Source organism: Bradyrhizobium sp. LA2.1, from assembly GCF_040547725.1.
Classification (GTDB): domain Bacteria; phylum Pseudomonadota; class Alphaproteobacteria; order Rhizobiales; family Xanthobacteraceae; genus Bradyrhizobium; species Bradyrhizobium barranii.
In genome coordinates, this window is record NZ_JBEPQI010000005.1 from 243,457 (window position 1) to 257,931 (window position 14,475).

General features: G+C 65.1%; 13 protein-coding genes. 10 read left to right on the forward strand and 3 right to left on the reverse strand.

Annotation, left to right across the window (positions count from 1 at the left end; genetic code table 11):
* Positions 1-61 precede the first annotated feature (61 nt).
* Positions 62-1,252 (forward strand): mannonate dehydratase, encoded by a 1,191-nt coding sequence (gene uxuA / locus ABIB95_RS11550; RefSeq protein WP_354239387.1) that lies wholly within the window; start codon positions 62-64, stop codon positions 1,250-1,252.
* 114 nt (positions 1,253-1,366) lie between these two features.
* Positions 1,367-2,518, forward strand: a complete 1,152-nt coding sequence (locus ABIB95_RS11555; protein WP_354239389.1) for an alpha-hydroxy acid oxidase — start codon at positions 1,367-1,369, stop codon at positions 2,516-2,518.
* A gap of 20 nt (positions 2,519-2,538) precedes the next feature.
* On the opposite strand, the gene ABIB95_RS11560 is transcribed toward ABIB95_RS11555, so the two are convergent.
* Entirely contained in the window at positions 2,539-3,477 is a 939-nt protein-coding gene (locus ABIB95_RS11560; protein ID WP_354239391.1) for a LysR family transcriptional regulator, read from the reverse strand.
* Positions 3,478-3,689: 212 nt separating this feature from the next.
* On the opposite strand from ABIB95_RS11560, the gene ABIB95_RS11565 reads away from it, so the two are divergent.
* Genes ABIB95_RS11565 through ABIB95_RS11590 form a run of 6 tightly spaced genes read left to right on the forward strand, consistent with a single transcriptional unit; the run spans position 3,690 to position 9,586 of the window.
* Positions 3,690-4,772: an ABC transporter ATP-binding protein gene (locus ABIB95_RS11565; protein WP_354239393.1), complete on the forward strand. Its 1,083-nt coding sequence runs from the start codon at positions 3,690-3,692 to the stop codon at positions 4,770-4,772.
* A 36-nt stretch (positions 4,773-4,808) separates the two neighbouring features.
* Positions 4,809-5,525, forward strand: a complete 717-nt coding sequence (locus ABIB95_RS11570) for an HAD family hydrolase (RefSeq protein WP_354239395.1) — start codon at positions 4,809-4,811, stop codon at positions 5,523-5,525.
* A 15-nt stretch (positions 5,526-5,540) separates the two neighbouring features.
* The gene (locus ABIB95_RS11575) at positions 5,541-6,848 is read left to right on the forward strand and encodes an NAD(P)/FAD-dependent oxidoreductase (RefSeq protein WP_354239397.1); all 1,308 of its coding nucleotides are present in this window, start codon (positions 5,541-5,543) and stop codon (positions 6,846-6,848) included.
* Positions 6,849-6,875: 27 nt separating this feature from the next.
* Complete coding sequence (locus ABIB95_RS11580; protein ID WP_354239399.1) at positions 6,876-7,922, forward strand: ABC transporter substrate-binding protein; 1,047 nt, start codon at positions 6,876-6,878, stop codon at positions 7,920-7,922.
* Between the two features lie 24 nt (positions 7,923-7,946).
* On the forward strand, positions 7,947-8,804 hold the full coding sequence (locus ABIB95_RS11585) for an ABC transporter permease (protein ID WP_354239401.1): 858 nt from the start codon (positions 7,947-7,949) through the stop codon (positions 8,802-8,804).
* Positions 8,801-9,586, forward strand: a complete 786-nt coding sequence (locus ABIB95_RS11590; RefSeq protein ID WP_085405285.1) for an ABC transporter permease — start codon at positions 8,801-8,803, stop codon at positions 9,584-9,586. The genes ABIB95_RS11585 and ABIB95_RS11590 overlap by 4 nt, the downstream gene beginning before the upstream one ends.
* Before the next feature lie 198 nt (positions 9,587-9,784).
* On the opposite strand, the gene ABIB95_RS11595 is transcribed toward ABIB95_RS11590, so the two are convergent.
* Positions 9,785-10,435 (reverse strand): TetR/AcrR family transcriptional regulator, encoded by a 651-nt coding sequence (locus tag ABIB95_RS11595; protein WP_354239404.1) that lies wholly within the window; start codon positions 10,433-10,435, stop codon positions 9,785-9,787.
* Positions 10,436-10,642: 207 nt separating this feature from the next.
* Here ABIB95_RS11595 and ABIB95_RS11600 point away from each other — a divergent pair, with 207 nt between their 5' ends.
* A complete protein-coding gene (locus ABIB95_RS11600; RefSeq protein WP_354239406.1) occupies positions 10,643-11,983 on the forward strand; it encodes an MFS transporter in 1,341 nt (446 codons plus the stop codon).
* A 21-nt stretch (positions 11,984-12,004) separates the two neighbouring features.
* On the forward strand, positions 12,005-13,498 hold the full coding sequence (locus tag ABIB95_RS11605; protein ID WP_354239408.1) for a carboxylesterase family protein: 1,494 nt from the start codon (positions 12,005-12,007) through the stop codon (positions 13,496-13,498).
* Positions 13,499-13,548: 50 nt separating this feature from the next.
* On the opposite strand, the gene ABIB95_RS11610 is transcribed toward ABIB95_RS11605, so the two are convergent.
* Positions 13,549-14,433, reverse strand: coding sequence for an NmrA family NAD(P)-binding protein (locus ABIB95_RS11610; RefSeq protein WP_354239410.1), 885 nt, complete (start codon positions 14,431-14,433; stop codon positions 13,549-13,551).
* Positions 14,434-14,475: the final 42 nt, after the last annotated feature.

Genomic DNA, 14,475 nt, shown 5'->3' on the forward strand with positions numbered 1-14,475 from the left:
ACGCGTTTTCTTCACGCGAACCGGTATCCACTTCGCTCGAAAACGCTTTAGGAGAATTTCGATGATGCTCGAGGGATGGCGCTGGTACGGTCCGGATGATCCGGTGTCTTTGGACGATGTCAGGCAGGCCGGGGCGACGGATATCGTCTCGGCGCTGCATCAGGTGCCGATCGGCGAAGCCTGGACACGCAAGGCGGTCGAGGAGCGCAAGAACTTCATCGAGCACGGCCAGCCCGGCCGTTCGCAACTGACCTGGTCGGTGGTGGAGTCGATTCCGATCCCCGACGACGTCAAGCGGCTCGGGGCTAAGGCGACGGCCTCGATCGACGCGTGGATCGCGAGTCTCGAAGCGGTGGCCGCGGCCGGCATCAAGATCATCTGCTACAATTTCATGCCGGTGGTGGACTGGTGCCGCACCGATCTGGAGTGGGAGCTGCCGAACGGTGCTCGCGCCATGCGCTTCGACCAGGACCGCTTTGCCGCGTTCGAGCTGCATATCCTGAAGCGTCCCGCCGCCGTTCAGGAGTATTCGCCCGAGCAGCAGGCGCGCGCCAAACAGCTGTTCGAGAAGATGAGCCAGGCCGATATCGACTACCTCGTCATGGTCATCGCCAGCGCGCTGCCGGGCTCGACCACCGAGCCGATGACGATCCCGCAATTCCGTGACCGGCTGGAGACCTATCGCGACATCACGCCAAAGATCCTGCGGCAGCATCTCGCCGAGTTCCTGGGCCGCGTCACGCCGGTCGCCGAGCAACTCGGGGTCTCCCTGACGCTGCATCCCGACGATCCGCCGCGCCCGCTGTTCGGCCTGCCGCGCATTGCTTCGACCGCCGACGACTATCAGGCGCTGTTCGATGCCGTGCCGTCCAAGGCCAACGGCATCTGCCTGTGCACGGGCTCGCTCGGCGTGCGCGCCGGGAACGATCTGCCCGCGATGGCCGAGCGCTTCGGACCGCGCATTGCGTTTGCGCATCTGCGCGCGACCAAGCGCGAGGCCGATGGCCTGTCCTTCTACGAGTCCGATCATCTCGACGGTGACGTCGACATGGTCGCGGTACTGAAGGCGCTGTTGAAGGAGAACGCGCGGCGTTCGCCCGACAAGAGAATCGTGTTCCGTCCCGACCACGGCCATCGTATGCTCGATGATCTCGCCGCCACCAAGCGCACCAATCCCGGCTATACCGCGATCGGACGCCTGCGCGGCCTCGCCGAACTCCGTGGCGCGATCAGGGCGATCGAGCATCGATAGGAGACCGGCGGCTCCATCAGGCGAGAGATCGCCGCGAAGGCGGCCGCTGACAGCATCGGCGGCGCGATGGCAAGATGATCGACGCGCAGAGCATGCCGTGAGCGGAGTTGAGAAATGCGCCTGACACAGTGTCATAACTTCCACGATTTCCGGCGGCTGGCGCGCCGCCGACTGCCCGGTCCGATCTTCGACTACATCGATGGCGCGGCCGACGATGAGACCACCCATCGCCGCAACAGCGCGAGCTTCGAGCATTGCGACCTTCTGCCCAACGTGCTGCGCGGCGTGCAGGACGTCGATCTCTCGGTCACCATCATGGGCCAGAAGCTCGCGCTGCCATTCTACTGCTCGCCGACCGCCTTGCAGCGCCTGTTCCATCATGAAGGCGAGCGTGCCGTCGCCGCTGCCGCAGCGAGCTACGGCACCATGTTCGGCGTCTCGTCGCTGGGCACGGTGTCGCTCGAGGAATTGCGCAAGGCCCACGACACGCCGCAGGTCTATCAATTCTATTTCCACAGGGATCGCGGTCTCAACCGCGCCATGATGCAGCGCGCCAGGGACGCGGGCGTCGAGGTGATGATGCTCACGGTCGACAGCATCACCGGGGGAAATCGCGAGCGCGATCTGCGCACCGGCTTCAGCATTCCCTTCCGCCTGACGCCTGCGGGGATGCTGCAGTTCGCGATCAAGCCGATGTGGGGTATCCAGTATGTCAGCCACGAGAAATTCAGGCTCCCGCAACTGGAGGAGCACGTCGACATGAGCGGCGGCGCCATGTCGATCGGCCGCTACTTCACGGACATGCTGGATCCCGCGATGAATTGGGACGATGTCGCGGAGATGGTGCGGACCTGGAACGGCCCGTTCTGCCTGAAGGGGATCATGTCGGTGGAAGACGCGCGCCGTGCGGTCGATATCGGCTGTGCCGGGATCGTCCTTTCCAATCATGGCGGCCGCCAGCTCGACGGCTCCCGCGCGGCTTTCGATCAGCTCGCCGAAATCGTCGATGCCGTGGGCGACCGCATCGACGTGATGATGGACGGTGGCATCCAGCGCGGAACGCACATCCTGAAAGCGCTGTCGCTCGGGGCCAAGGCGGTCGGGCTTGGACGATACTATCTCTATCCGCTCGCCGCCGCCGGCCGGCCCGGCGTCGAACGGGCCCTCGGCCTGCTGCGGGCCGAGCTCGTGCGCGATATGAAGCTGATGGGATGTACGTCGATCAGCCAGCTATCGCGCGCCAATCTGCGCTTTCGGCCGGGGTAGCGCGCGGTGATCATTCGGCCTCAATAGCAGGCAGCCATCGCGCCGAGCTTCGGATAGAGCCGGTCGATCGCGGCGATCTCGTTTTTCATCTGCGCGATGATCCAGTCGCGGATCTCGGCGGCGATGGGGCGCATCGGCCGGTTGCGCGGCGGCAGGAATTCGCAGATGCGCCGCGTGGTGGTGAGCGTTTCGGAGGCCGGCACCAGCGCGCCGGTCAGGAGCCAGTGCGAGGCCACCGTCAGCCAGCCGAGCGCGATGCCCTGGCCGAGCAGGGCGGCCTGCATCACGACGGCATAGTCGGTGAAGCTCAGCGCCTTGGCCGCGCCACGGCGGCCGGTGAGAAGCGAGGCGTAATCCGCCGCCCAGTCGCCCGGCGTCTCGGCGAGGCGAATGATGGTGTTGCCTTCGGTGGGATCGGTCTCGCCGAGATAGCCGGGGCTGCACATCGGCAGCATGACTTCCTTCATCACCAGCGTGCCGCCGGATGACGGCTCGTCGCGGTCACGGAAGCGCATGCCGAGGTCGACATTCTCCACCGGCCCGCGCAGCGCGCCGGAGATCAGCTGGAAGCGCAGATCGACGTCGGGAAATTGCTTCTGGAGCTTGTCGATGCGCGGCATCAGCCAATGCGTGGTGAAGGCGGAGGAGACCGACAGCGTCACCGTCTCGGTGCCCTTGCGGCGCCGCTCGATCTCGACGAGCCCGGTTTCGATGCTGCGAAAGCCTTCGAGCACGCGGCGATAAAGCAGCTCGCCTTCCTCGGTGAGCACCGCGCGCCCCGCAGTGCGGTCGAACAGGCGGACGCCGAGATGCTCCTCGAACTGTCCGAGCATGCGGCTTACCGCCGGCTGCGTGACGTTGAGCTCGGCTGCTGCCGCCGTGAAACTGCCATTGCGCGCCGCTGCGTCGAAGACGAACAGGGCGTTACTGGAGGGCAGCATCCGGCGCAGCTCGGGCATAACGCCATGTTATGGACGCGGTGAGAATTTGGCAATTGCCGAGTTTTGCCAAGTCTGGTGTCATTGGCATCACAGCCTAAAGACAGGGCTTGCGAGCGAAGAATTGGTGCGGTGCACGCTTCGGCCGTGAGTGGTCAACATTCCTGTCTATAAAGCAGGCTTATGGCGCGCAGTGAGGCACGCCATTGCAGGGAACGAGGCGAGGTCGATCGTTGGACAAACGAGCGGAAAGCGTCGAGATCAGGTCCGCGAGCAAGGCGTATGGCCCCGTTCGCGCTCTCGACGACGTTTCGCTCAATGTCGGCGCCGGCGAATTCGTCTCGCTGCTCGGCCCCTCCGGCTCCGGCAAGACCACGCTGCTTGGAATTCTCGGCGGCTTCATCCTGCCATCGCGCGGAACCATCCTGTTCGGCGGTCGTGACGTCACCTGGATGCCGCCGCACAAGCGCGACATCGGCGTGGTGTTCCAGAACTACGCGCTGTTCCCGCATATGAGCGTCGGCGAGAACGTCGCCTTTCCCCTGCGCGCACGGCGCCTGCCGAAAGCGAGCTGGCCCGACAAGGTGCGCGCGGCGCTCGCGATGGTCGGTCTCGCCGGCTATGAAGAGCGCGGCATCGCGCAGCTCTCCGGCGGCCAGCGCCAGCGCGTGGCGCTGGCGCGTGCGATGATCTTCGAGCCGCGGTTGATCCTGATGGACGAGCCGCTCTCCGCGCTCGACAAGCAGCTCCGCGAATCCATGCAGATCGAGCTGCGCGCGCTGCACCGGCGCATCGGTGCCACCATCATCTACGTCACCCACGACCAGCGCGAAGCGCTGACCATGAGCGACCGCGTCGCCGTGATGAAGGACGGCCGGCTGATCCAGATCGACGCGCCCGAGCGGCTGCACGATCATCCCGCGGATTCCTTCGTCGCGAGCTTCATCGGGGAAGCGACGATGCTGCCTGTTCGCCGCGTCGATGCCTCCAGCGTCGTACTCGGCAACGCGCTATTGCGCAGCGCCCGCGCCATTCCCTCTGGCGATGCCTTGATGCTCGCCGTGCACAGCGAAAAACTCCTGATCGACGACGGCGCGCAGGATGCCGCCTGCAACCGGCTGACCGGGACGGTCACCGACATCGTCTACCAGGGCGAGAGTCTCCGCATCTTCCTGGCGCTCACCGATGGCATCGCGCTCAGCCTGCGCCAGCCGAGCTATCACCAGGCCTACAGCCGCATCCCGCCGCTCGGCGGCAGCCTCACCGTGACCCTTCACCCCGAGGACACCATCGTTGTCCCCAGGGCGGGGGACTGAACTCAAGCCTTGTTCAACCGAGAGAAGAAACCAAAGATGTCGTCAGCAGCCTCGTTCAGCAATTTCAAGGTTCTCACCTTCGACGTCGTCGGCACCTTGATCGATTTCGAGACCGGCGTGCTCTCCGCGGTACGCAAGATCTCCGGCAAGTCGCCGGCCGGGCTCAGCGACGAGCAGATCTTCGAGCCCTACAAGCGCGGCCGCGACAAGCATTATGAGCGCTCGAGCGAGGCGATGTTCCACGTCTATCGCCATCTCGCCAAGGAGCTCGGGCTTCCCTCCGACGATGCGTCCTGCGATGTGTTCCAGCTCTCGGTGCTGCGCTGGGGGCCGTTCGCGGATTCGGTCGAGGCGCTGAAGCGCCTGCGCACGAAATTCCGGCTGGTGGCGATGACCAATGCCGACCGCGTCGCGCTCTCCTGCTACGCGCACGCGCTCGGCAATCCCTTCGACGACACCGTCTGCGCCGACGATACCGGCGTTGCCAAGCCGAACCCGGAGTTCTTCGCCTACAACAAGGGGCGCCAGTCCGCATTCGGCTACAAGCAGTCCGACATTCTGCACGTCGCGCAGAGCCAGTACCACGACATCGGGATCGCGCGAAAGCTTGGCTACAAGGTGTGCTGGATCGAGCGCCGCCAGGGCATCGCCGGGTTCGGCGGCACGCCGGCGGTTGAGACGCTGACCAAGCCGGACTTCCACTTCCCGACGCTGAAGGCGCTGGCCGACGCGGCGATCGGACCGGCGGCATAAGGCATGAGCGGCGGCATGACACGGGACTGGAGCGCACTGCCATCGGCCAACTCGCTGTGGGAAGCCACGGCGGAGCCGGCGCGCGCGTGTCCCGTGATGTCGGGCGAGCGACAGGCGGATGTGGTGATCATCGGTGCAGGCTACACGGGCCTCTCCGCGGCGCACCACATCGCCAAGAGCGGGCTTAGCCCCATCGTGCTGGAGGCGAACCGTCCCGGCTGGGGCGCGAGCGGCCGCAATGGCGGGGTGATTACCGCGAAATTTCGCCTGTCGTTCCGCGAGATCGACGCCACCCATGGCCGCGTCATGGCGCAGCGCATGTACGAGATCGCGCATGAATCGACTGACATCGTCGAGGAGCTGGTCTCCGAGTTTGGTATCGCCAGCGCGGCGCTGACACGCACGGGCCAGGTCAAGGCCGCCCACAACGAGACGACGCTGAAGGCCGCGATCGACGAGGCCAACTGGATGACGCGCGAGATGGGCTCCGCCGAAGTCCGCATCCTCGACAAGCGCGGGGTGCGTGACGAAACCGGCTCCGACATTTTTGTCGGCGGTGTGCTCAATCCCGGCTCCGGCGGCATCCATCCGCTGAACTATCTGCGCGGGCTCGCAAATGGTGTGGCGAGCCGCGGCGTTCCCATCTTCCAGGGGTCGCCGGTGGTCAAACTCCGGCGCGAGAACGGCGGCATCGTCGCCGAGACGCCGCAAGGCGCGGTGCGCGCGAAGCAGGCGATCATCGCCACCAACAGCTATTCCGATCTCACCAGCGCGACCGCGCATATGCAGCGTACGCTGATCCCATTCCGCAGCGCCATGGTCGCGACCGAGCAGCTGCCGCGCAATCTCGCGGGCAAGCTGATGCCGACGGGGCGCACCTACACCGAGACCAAGCGCATGATGCGCTGGTTCCGCATGGTCGACAACCGCGTCATCTTTGGCGGCCGCGGCGCTTTCGGCAAGCAGGACTCGCAAGCCGCCTTCGACGCCTTGCGCAAGGCGATGGTCGGCATCTTCCCGGATCTTGCCGATGTGCCGCTCGCCTACAAATGGTCGGGCCTCGTCGGCATGACGCTGGACTCGGTGCCGCATATCGGCCGGCTCGACGACCGCACGCTGGTCTCGATGGGTTACAACGGCGCGGGTGTTGCGATGTCGAGCCTGATGGGCCGCTATCTCGCCGCCTTTGTCCGCGGCGAGACGCCCGAGGTCGGGCTGCTCGATATCAGGCGCATGAAGGCGATCCCGTTCTATCCGCTGCGCGAGCCCGCCGTGCGCATGGTTGCCGGCTGGTACCAGTTTCTCGATGCGATCGGTCAGTGAGATTATTTGGTGATGGAGGAGGCGAGGATGATGACGAAGCGGAATTTTGGATTGGGCTGTGCCGTGCTGGGCGCAATCGGATTTACCACCGCGGCAAACGCCGCCGAGCAGATCACCTTCGTCTCGCAAGGCGGAGCCTATCAGGCGGCGCAGACGGTGGCGATCCTCGATCCGTCCGCCAAGAAGCTCGGCATCACCATCAACCAGGACTCCATTCCCGACGCCTGGCCCGCGATCAAGACGCAGGTCGGCAGCGGCAAGCCGATCTGGGACGTCGTCGACACCCCGACCGGCAACTGCCTGCGCGGCGGCGAGCAGGGGCTGATCGAGAAGCTCGACTTTTCGAAGATTCCAAACGGCGCGGCGATGCCGGAGGCCTATCGCAGTCCCTATTCGGTGTCATACGAGTTCTATTCCAGCGTGCTGTCCTACAGCCAGAAGACCTTCCCGAAGGACGCGCCGAACAGTTGGGCCGATTTCTGGGACGTGAAGAAATTTCCCGGCCGCCGCGCGCTGCGCAACCATCCGTTCGCGACGCTCGAGGCCGCGCTGATGGCCGATGGCGTTGCGCCCGACAAGCTCTACCCGCTCGACGTCGACCGCGCCTTCAAGAAGCTGGAAGAGATCAAGCCGCACATCACCGTGTGGTGGACCTCAGGCGCGCAGTCGGCGCAGCTCCTCAATGACGGCGAGGTCGACATGGAGATGGCCTGGAACGGCCGCGTCAGCGCGGTGGCCAAGGAGGGTGCAAAGGTCTCCTTCACCTACAACCAGGGCGTCCTTCAGAGCACTTCGCTCTGCATCCTCAAGGGCGCGCCGAATCTGGAGACGGCAGTCAAATTCGTCAACGAGGCCGTCGATCCCGTGCACCAGGCCAATCTGCCGCTCCACATCGACTACGGTCCGGGCAATCCGAAGGCGTTCGAGACCGGCGTGATCAAGCCCGAGCGCGCCGCGCAACTGCCGAGCGAGCCGGCGAATGCGGCCAAGCAGGCGCTGATGTCCTACGCCTGGTGGTCCTCGCCCGCGGGCGAGGCCGCCGAGAAGCGCTGGGCGTCGTTCATGCAGAAGTGAGCGAGGTCAGCCTTGGCGACATCCATGCCAGATTCCTCCCAAAAGCATCAGCGCCGCGAGCATGCGCTGATGCTGGCATTGGTGTCGCCGGCGCTGCTCGTGATTCTTCTCCTGATCGTACTGCCGGTCGGCTGGCTCGCCTGGCAGTCGATCTACCATGACGGCTTCACGCTGGAGAACTATCGCCGGGTCTTCACCGAAGACATCTACTGGCGCAGCTTTGCGCTGACCTTCGAGATCAGCCTCGCCGTCACCGTGATCGCGCTGCTGCTCGGCTATCCCGTCGCCTATCTCGCCAACGCGGTGCCGAAAGGCTGGAGCATCCTCATCCTGTCGCTGGTGGTGCTGCCGTTCTGGACCAGCGTGCTGGTGCGCGCCTATGCGTGGCTGGCGCTGCTCCAGCGCACCGGCGTCATCAACCAGTTCCTGCGCTATCTCGATGTCATCTCCGAACCGCTCGCGCTGGTGCACAACACGTTCGGCACGGTGGTTGCGACCGTGCACATCCTGCTGCCGTTCATGGTGCTGCCGCTCTATGCCACCATGCAGAAGATCCCCGGCGATTTGTTGCAGGCCGGCGCGAGCCTGGGGGCGAGCCCGTCGCTCACCTTCTTCCGTGTGTTCCTGCCGCTGTCGCTGCCGGGCGTGCTCGCCGGCTGCACCATGGTGTTCGTGCTCTGCCTCGGCTTCTACATCACGCCGGAATTGCTCGGCGGCGGCCGAACCGTGATGGTGTCGATGCTGGTGAGCCGCAATGTCGAGCTCTACAACCAGTTCGGCGCCGCGAGCGCGGTCGCCGTGGTGCTGCTCCTCAGCGTGCTCCTGATCTTCTTCGCCGTCAGCCGCTTCATCTCGCTCGATCGCGTGTTGGGGCAGAAATGACGCGCACTTCGCCCGCACGGATTGTCCTCTACGTGATCAGCGCGCTGGTGCTGGTCTATCTGATCCTGCCCGTGCTGATCATCGCGCCGATCTCGTTTTCCAGTGCGCGCTTCCTGACGTTCCCGCCGCCGTCGTTCTCGCTGCGCTGGTACCAGCAATATTTCGCCAATCCGGCCTGGATGCAGGCGACGCGGGTGACGCTGACGGTCGCGTTCTTCACGGTCCTGATCGCAACGCCGTGCGGGGTCGCGGCGGCCTACGCGATCAGCCAGTCGAAGCTGCGCATCATGCGCATCATCCACATGGCGCTGCTGCTGCCGCTGGTGGTGCCGATCATCATCACTGCGGTCGGCATCTTCTTCGTCTATGCAAAGGTCGGCCTGGTCGCGACCATGCCCGGCCTCGTGCTGGCGAATGTGATGCTGGGCCTGCCCTACGTCGTCATCTCGGTGCTCGCGGGCTTGCAGAGCTTCGATCCGGCGCAGGAGATGGTGGCGCGCAGCCTCGGCATGAACCGCCTGCGCAGCTTCTTCGCGGTGACGCTGCCGCAGATCAAGTCCAGCGTGGTCGCGGGCGGCATCTTCGCCTTTATCTCGGCGATGGACGAGACCATCGTCGCGCTGTTCATCTCCGGCGGCCAGTATCAGCCGCTGACCAAGCGCATGTTCACCGCGCTGCGTGACGAGATCGACCCGACCATCGCCGCGATCTCGACGCTGATGACGGTGGCGTCGTTCATGCTGGTGCTGCTGGCGAGCACGCGGGGCAAGAAGGGCGGGTGAGGGGGGCTCCGGCCTCCGCCGTCATCACCCGCGAAAGCGGGTGATTCAGTATTCCAGAGACGGTAGTGGTTCCTCGATAGGCCGCAGCGTACTGGATTCCCCGCCTGCCGCCTACGCTAAAGCTTCGGCGCCCCTGGACCGCAGTCCCGGCGAAGCCTTGGCGTAGCCGGGTCGCGGGGAATGACAGCAAGTGTGTGGCTAACCCTTCGCCCCGAGCCACGCCAAAATCATCTCCACGATCTGCGTCCGGCTCTTTGCCAGCACCCTGGGCTCGCTGAGGTCGCGGTCGAACAGGGCGCCGAAGGTGTGGCGGTTGGCGACGCGGAAGAAGCAGTAGGAAGAGATGGCGAGGTGCAGGTCGATGGCGTCGACGTCGTCGCGGAAGGCGCCTTCGCCGCGGCCGCGTTCGAGGATGCCGTCGAGTGTCGCGATCACGCTGGCGTTGAGCTGGCGCAGTTGCAGATTCTGCTTGAGGTGCTTGCCGTGGTGGATGTTCTCGATGCTGACGAGGCGGATGAAGTTTGGATTGCGCTCGTCATGGTCGAAGGTGGCCTCGATCAGCCGGCGCAATCCTTCGCGGGCGTCGCAGCTTTCGATGTCGAGCTGGTCTTCCAGCGCGCGGATGCTGCGATAGGCCTCCTCCAGCACCGCGAGGTAGAGCTGCTCCTTGCCGCCGAAATAGTAATAGATCATCCGCTTGGATGTGCGCGTGCGCGCCGCGATCGCATCGACGCGGGCGCCGGAATAGCCCTCCGACGCGAATTCGGCCATCGCCACTTCGAGGATGTCGCGCTTGGTGCGCTCGGGGTCGTTGGTGCGCTTCGATGGGGGCGGCATACGCTCGAGCATCACTGTTTCTCCCGCCAGTTTCCACGGATCACCTTGAAGGTGAAGGCAAATTTCATCCGTCCGGGCACTGATCCAATGCGTATTGCATAAACGTACTAGTTCGTACATTATCGCTCCAAACAAAGTTGCGGCAACCAGAACCAGAAAACGCGCGCGAGGCGATCTGCCTGACGCGAACCGCACCGGCCACATGGGGAGGAGCCTTCAATGACGTTGACGTCAACCGCACCGCTGCGCGCATCATCCAGCGCGGAAGCCGCGCCGAACAAGCTGCCGAAGCGCGCCGCGCTGGTCAGCTTCGTCGGCAGCATGCTCGAATACTACGACTTCTTCATCTACGGCACCGCTGCGGCGCTGATCTTTCCGAAAGTGTTCTTCGCCAACGTCGATCCCTCGACCGCGACGCTGCTCGCGTTGCTCTCCTTCGGTATCGGCTATATCGCGCGCCCGGTCGGGGCCGTCATCCTCGGCCATTTCGGCGACCGTATCGGCCGCAAGACGGTGCTCTTGTTCACGCTGGTGCTGATGGGCGGCTCGACGCTGGCGATCGGCCTGTTGCCGGATGCCAAGACGATCGGCAACGCCGCGCCTGTCATCCTGACGCTGCTCCGCCTGTTGCAGGGCCTGTCGGCCGCCGGCGAGCAGAGCGGAGCCAACTCGTTGACGCTGGAGCATTCCGCCAATTCCAACCGCGCCTTCTTCACGAGCTGGACCCTGAGCGGCACCCAGGCCGGCGCGATCCTTGCAACACTGGTGTTCATCCCGGTGTCGAGCCTGCCGGAAGACCAGTTGTTGAGCTGGGGCTGGCGCATTCCGTTCCTGCTCTCCGCGCTCGTGCTGCTGGTCGCCTACCTGGTGCGGAGGACCATGCCGGAAACGCCCGTCTTCGAAGACATCAAGGACAAGGCGCAGGTGGCGCGCTTCCCGGTCGTTACGCTCATGCGCGACTACTGGCCGGACGTGCTGCGCGTCATCGTCTGTGCGCTGATCGCCACCGTGAGCACGATGACCGCGGTGTTCGCGCTCGGCTATGCCACCAGCAAGTTCGGCGTCGCCCGCCCGACCATGCTGTGGGCCGGCGTGCTCGGCAATGTCACCGCGCTGATCACCCAGCCGCTGTGGGCGCTGCTGGCCGACAGGATCGGCCGCAAGCCGGTGTTCATCGGTGGTGTGCTCGGCTGCGCGGTGCTGGTGTTCCCATACTTCATGCTGGTGACATCAGGGAATACGCTGGCGATCTTCGCCGCGGCGATGATCCTCTCGGGCGTCATCTACGCCGCGCCGAACGCGATCTGGCCGTCGTTCTATGCGGAGATGTTCGACGCGCGCGTGCGTTACTCCGGCACGGCGATCGGCACGCAGCTCGGCTTCCTCGCCGCCGGCTTCACGCCGCTGGTGAGTGCGAGCCTGGTCGGCGAAGGGCCGAACGGCTGGATTCCCGTGGCAATCTTCGTTGCCTGCTGCTGCGTGATCTCGGCGGCATCAGCGGCCACCGCGCGCGAAACCCACAATGTCGACATCGCCGATCTCGGCAAGCAGCGCGCTTGAGTCGGGATGAGTGAAAGTCGCATGTTGACCAACGCAGTTTCGACCGCCAGCGGGCCGATCATCGGCGCCGAGCAGAACGGCATACGCGCCTTCAAGGGCGTGCCGTTCGCGACCGCGCGGCGCTTTGCCAGGGCGACACCGCCGCTCGCGTGGACGGAGCCGCGCCAATGCACGGACTACGGCGCTTACGCGCCGCAGCCCGGCCATCTCGATCATGCCGACGAGGAGGCCTGCCTCAGCCTGAACATCTGGGCGCCGGCGGCGGATCACCCGCTGCCGGTCAAGTTCTTCATCCATGGCGGCGCCTTCGTCACCGGCGGCGGCGCCGACTATGACGGCTCCTTCCTCGCCGCCCACGGCCCGGCCGTCATCGTCACCATCAACTACCGGCTCGGGCCGCTCGGTTTCCTGCAACTGCATCGCAACGGCCTCACCGAAGCCAACAACCTCGCGCTCCAGGATACGCTCGCAGCGCTCGATTGGGTCCGTGCCAACATCGCGAACTTCGGCGGCGATCCGGATGCGATTACGCTGTCGGGACAATCCGCCGGCGCCTCCATGGTGATCGCGCTCGCAACCCTGCCGCAGGCAAGAGGCAAGTTTATCCGTGCGCTCGCGCTGAGCGCGCCAGGGCGCGACATCACGAGTGCAGGTCACGCCGACGATGTCGCGCGCCACGTGCTCGAGGAGCTCGAGCTTGCGCGCGATCCCGGCGCGATTGCGTCCGTGCCGCTGCCAAAGCTGTTCGCGGCGGTCGAGCGCGTCGGACGCAGGCTCGCGGACGAGACGGAGGCAGGCACCGTGTTCGGTCCTGTGCTCGACGGGACCGTGATCCCGCGCGAGCCGCGCGACGTCTTCGCCGACGGAACTTTGGGCGGCATTCCGCTCTGGCTCGGCTCCTGCCGCGACGAGATGGTGATGTTCCTGAAGAACGCGCCGCCGGCGGCGATGATCCGCGCCACCGAGCGACAAGTGCGCGCGGCGTTCGGCGATGCCGGCTGGTGCCGGCTGCTATCCTATTATCGCGCCACCGCGCGCCTCGACGAGGATCCGTACGAGGCGCTGCTGTCGGATGCGTTCTGGCATCGCCCCATGGCCGATCTTGCGCGGATTCATGCTGCGGCCGGCGGTGCCGTGTGGCTGAGCCGGTTCGACCATCGCCCGGCGCTGGAGCCGTTCCTGTCGCAGGGGCCGACACACGGTGCGGACAACGCCTGCCTGTGGGCGCATCTGCCTGATTTCATCGATCGGCCGATCCTCAAGCGCAAGGGCGGGCCGATGACGCCGGCCGACATTGATGTCGCGGCGCGGTTTCAGGCGAGCGTCTTGCGCTTCGTCACGACCGGCAGGCCGGATGTCGCACAAGCCTGGCCGCAGTTCGAGCCGGGCCATGAGCCGCTCGCGATCTTCGGCCAGCCGTTTCACATCGTGCCGCTCAACGACGGCGCGCGCTTCCGCGTGTGGGCGGAGCTATCGGCGCAGTCCGGCGGGGCGCAAGCTGTGACTGCGATGTAGCAAGGCAGCACCATGAGATGAGACTCCATGATGCGTCGCCTCAGCTTGAGCTATTTTTGAAACACCGAGATGTTGTCGCTCAGCCAATCGGTTACCGGGCGCGGAGCGTGGCCCGTCAACTCGCGAACAGTCGACGTGGTTTCAGCGAGGACCGATTCGTAGAAAAGCCGATCCAGACCGAGCAGCAGGTCGGCGACAAACTCGTTGAGTCCCGACGCGATCAGCTTCTCACGCTGCTCCGCAGGGCTTCGGTGCTGGTATGTGACGACACGTCCAAGCAGTCTGGACATCTCATTTGCTATCTCAGGCATGCTGACCGCGGTTGGCCCGGTCAGATGATAGGCGCGCTGAGAAGTTAAGTGCGCGTCGTCGAGAAGCACGGCGAAAGCCGAGTCTGCCACATCGCGCGTGTCGATCAAGTTGACCAATCCATCGCCGGCTGCCCCGCCCCATGCGTCATTGGCGACTGGAGCGCCAGCCCGTGCCAGGATATCGACGAAACTCGATGGCCGCAAAACCGTGAAGCCTACGTCGCAGGCCGCAAGATGCGCCTCAATTTGCGCATGCCAGTCGAACGGATGCAGCCGAGACGGTGGTCCCAACACGGACAATTTGACGATGTGGCCTACGCCGGCGGCCACGGCTGCGTCGATCAGCGCAATTTCATTGGCGACTTGCCGGGGGGACGTGCCGTGGGCGACGAACAGACGGTCAGCTCCGCGCAGCGCGTTGTCCAAAGTCGATCGCGCATCGAAGTCCACGGTCGCAAGCGAAACTCCGGACGGCAGACGTCCAGCATCCGACGTGCGGGTCAATGCCACAATCTCAACCGGTTCCGTGAACAGTTTCGAAATCAAGGCGGAGCCCACGCGACCTGTGGCTCCAGCAACTGCAATGCGCGTGCGGCCGGCGCTACGCTGGGAGGGGTTGAACATCCGGATAACCTTCCGTATCTTGGAACGATCAGTTCAAGATAC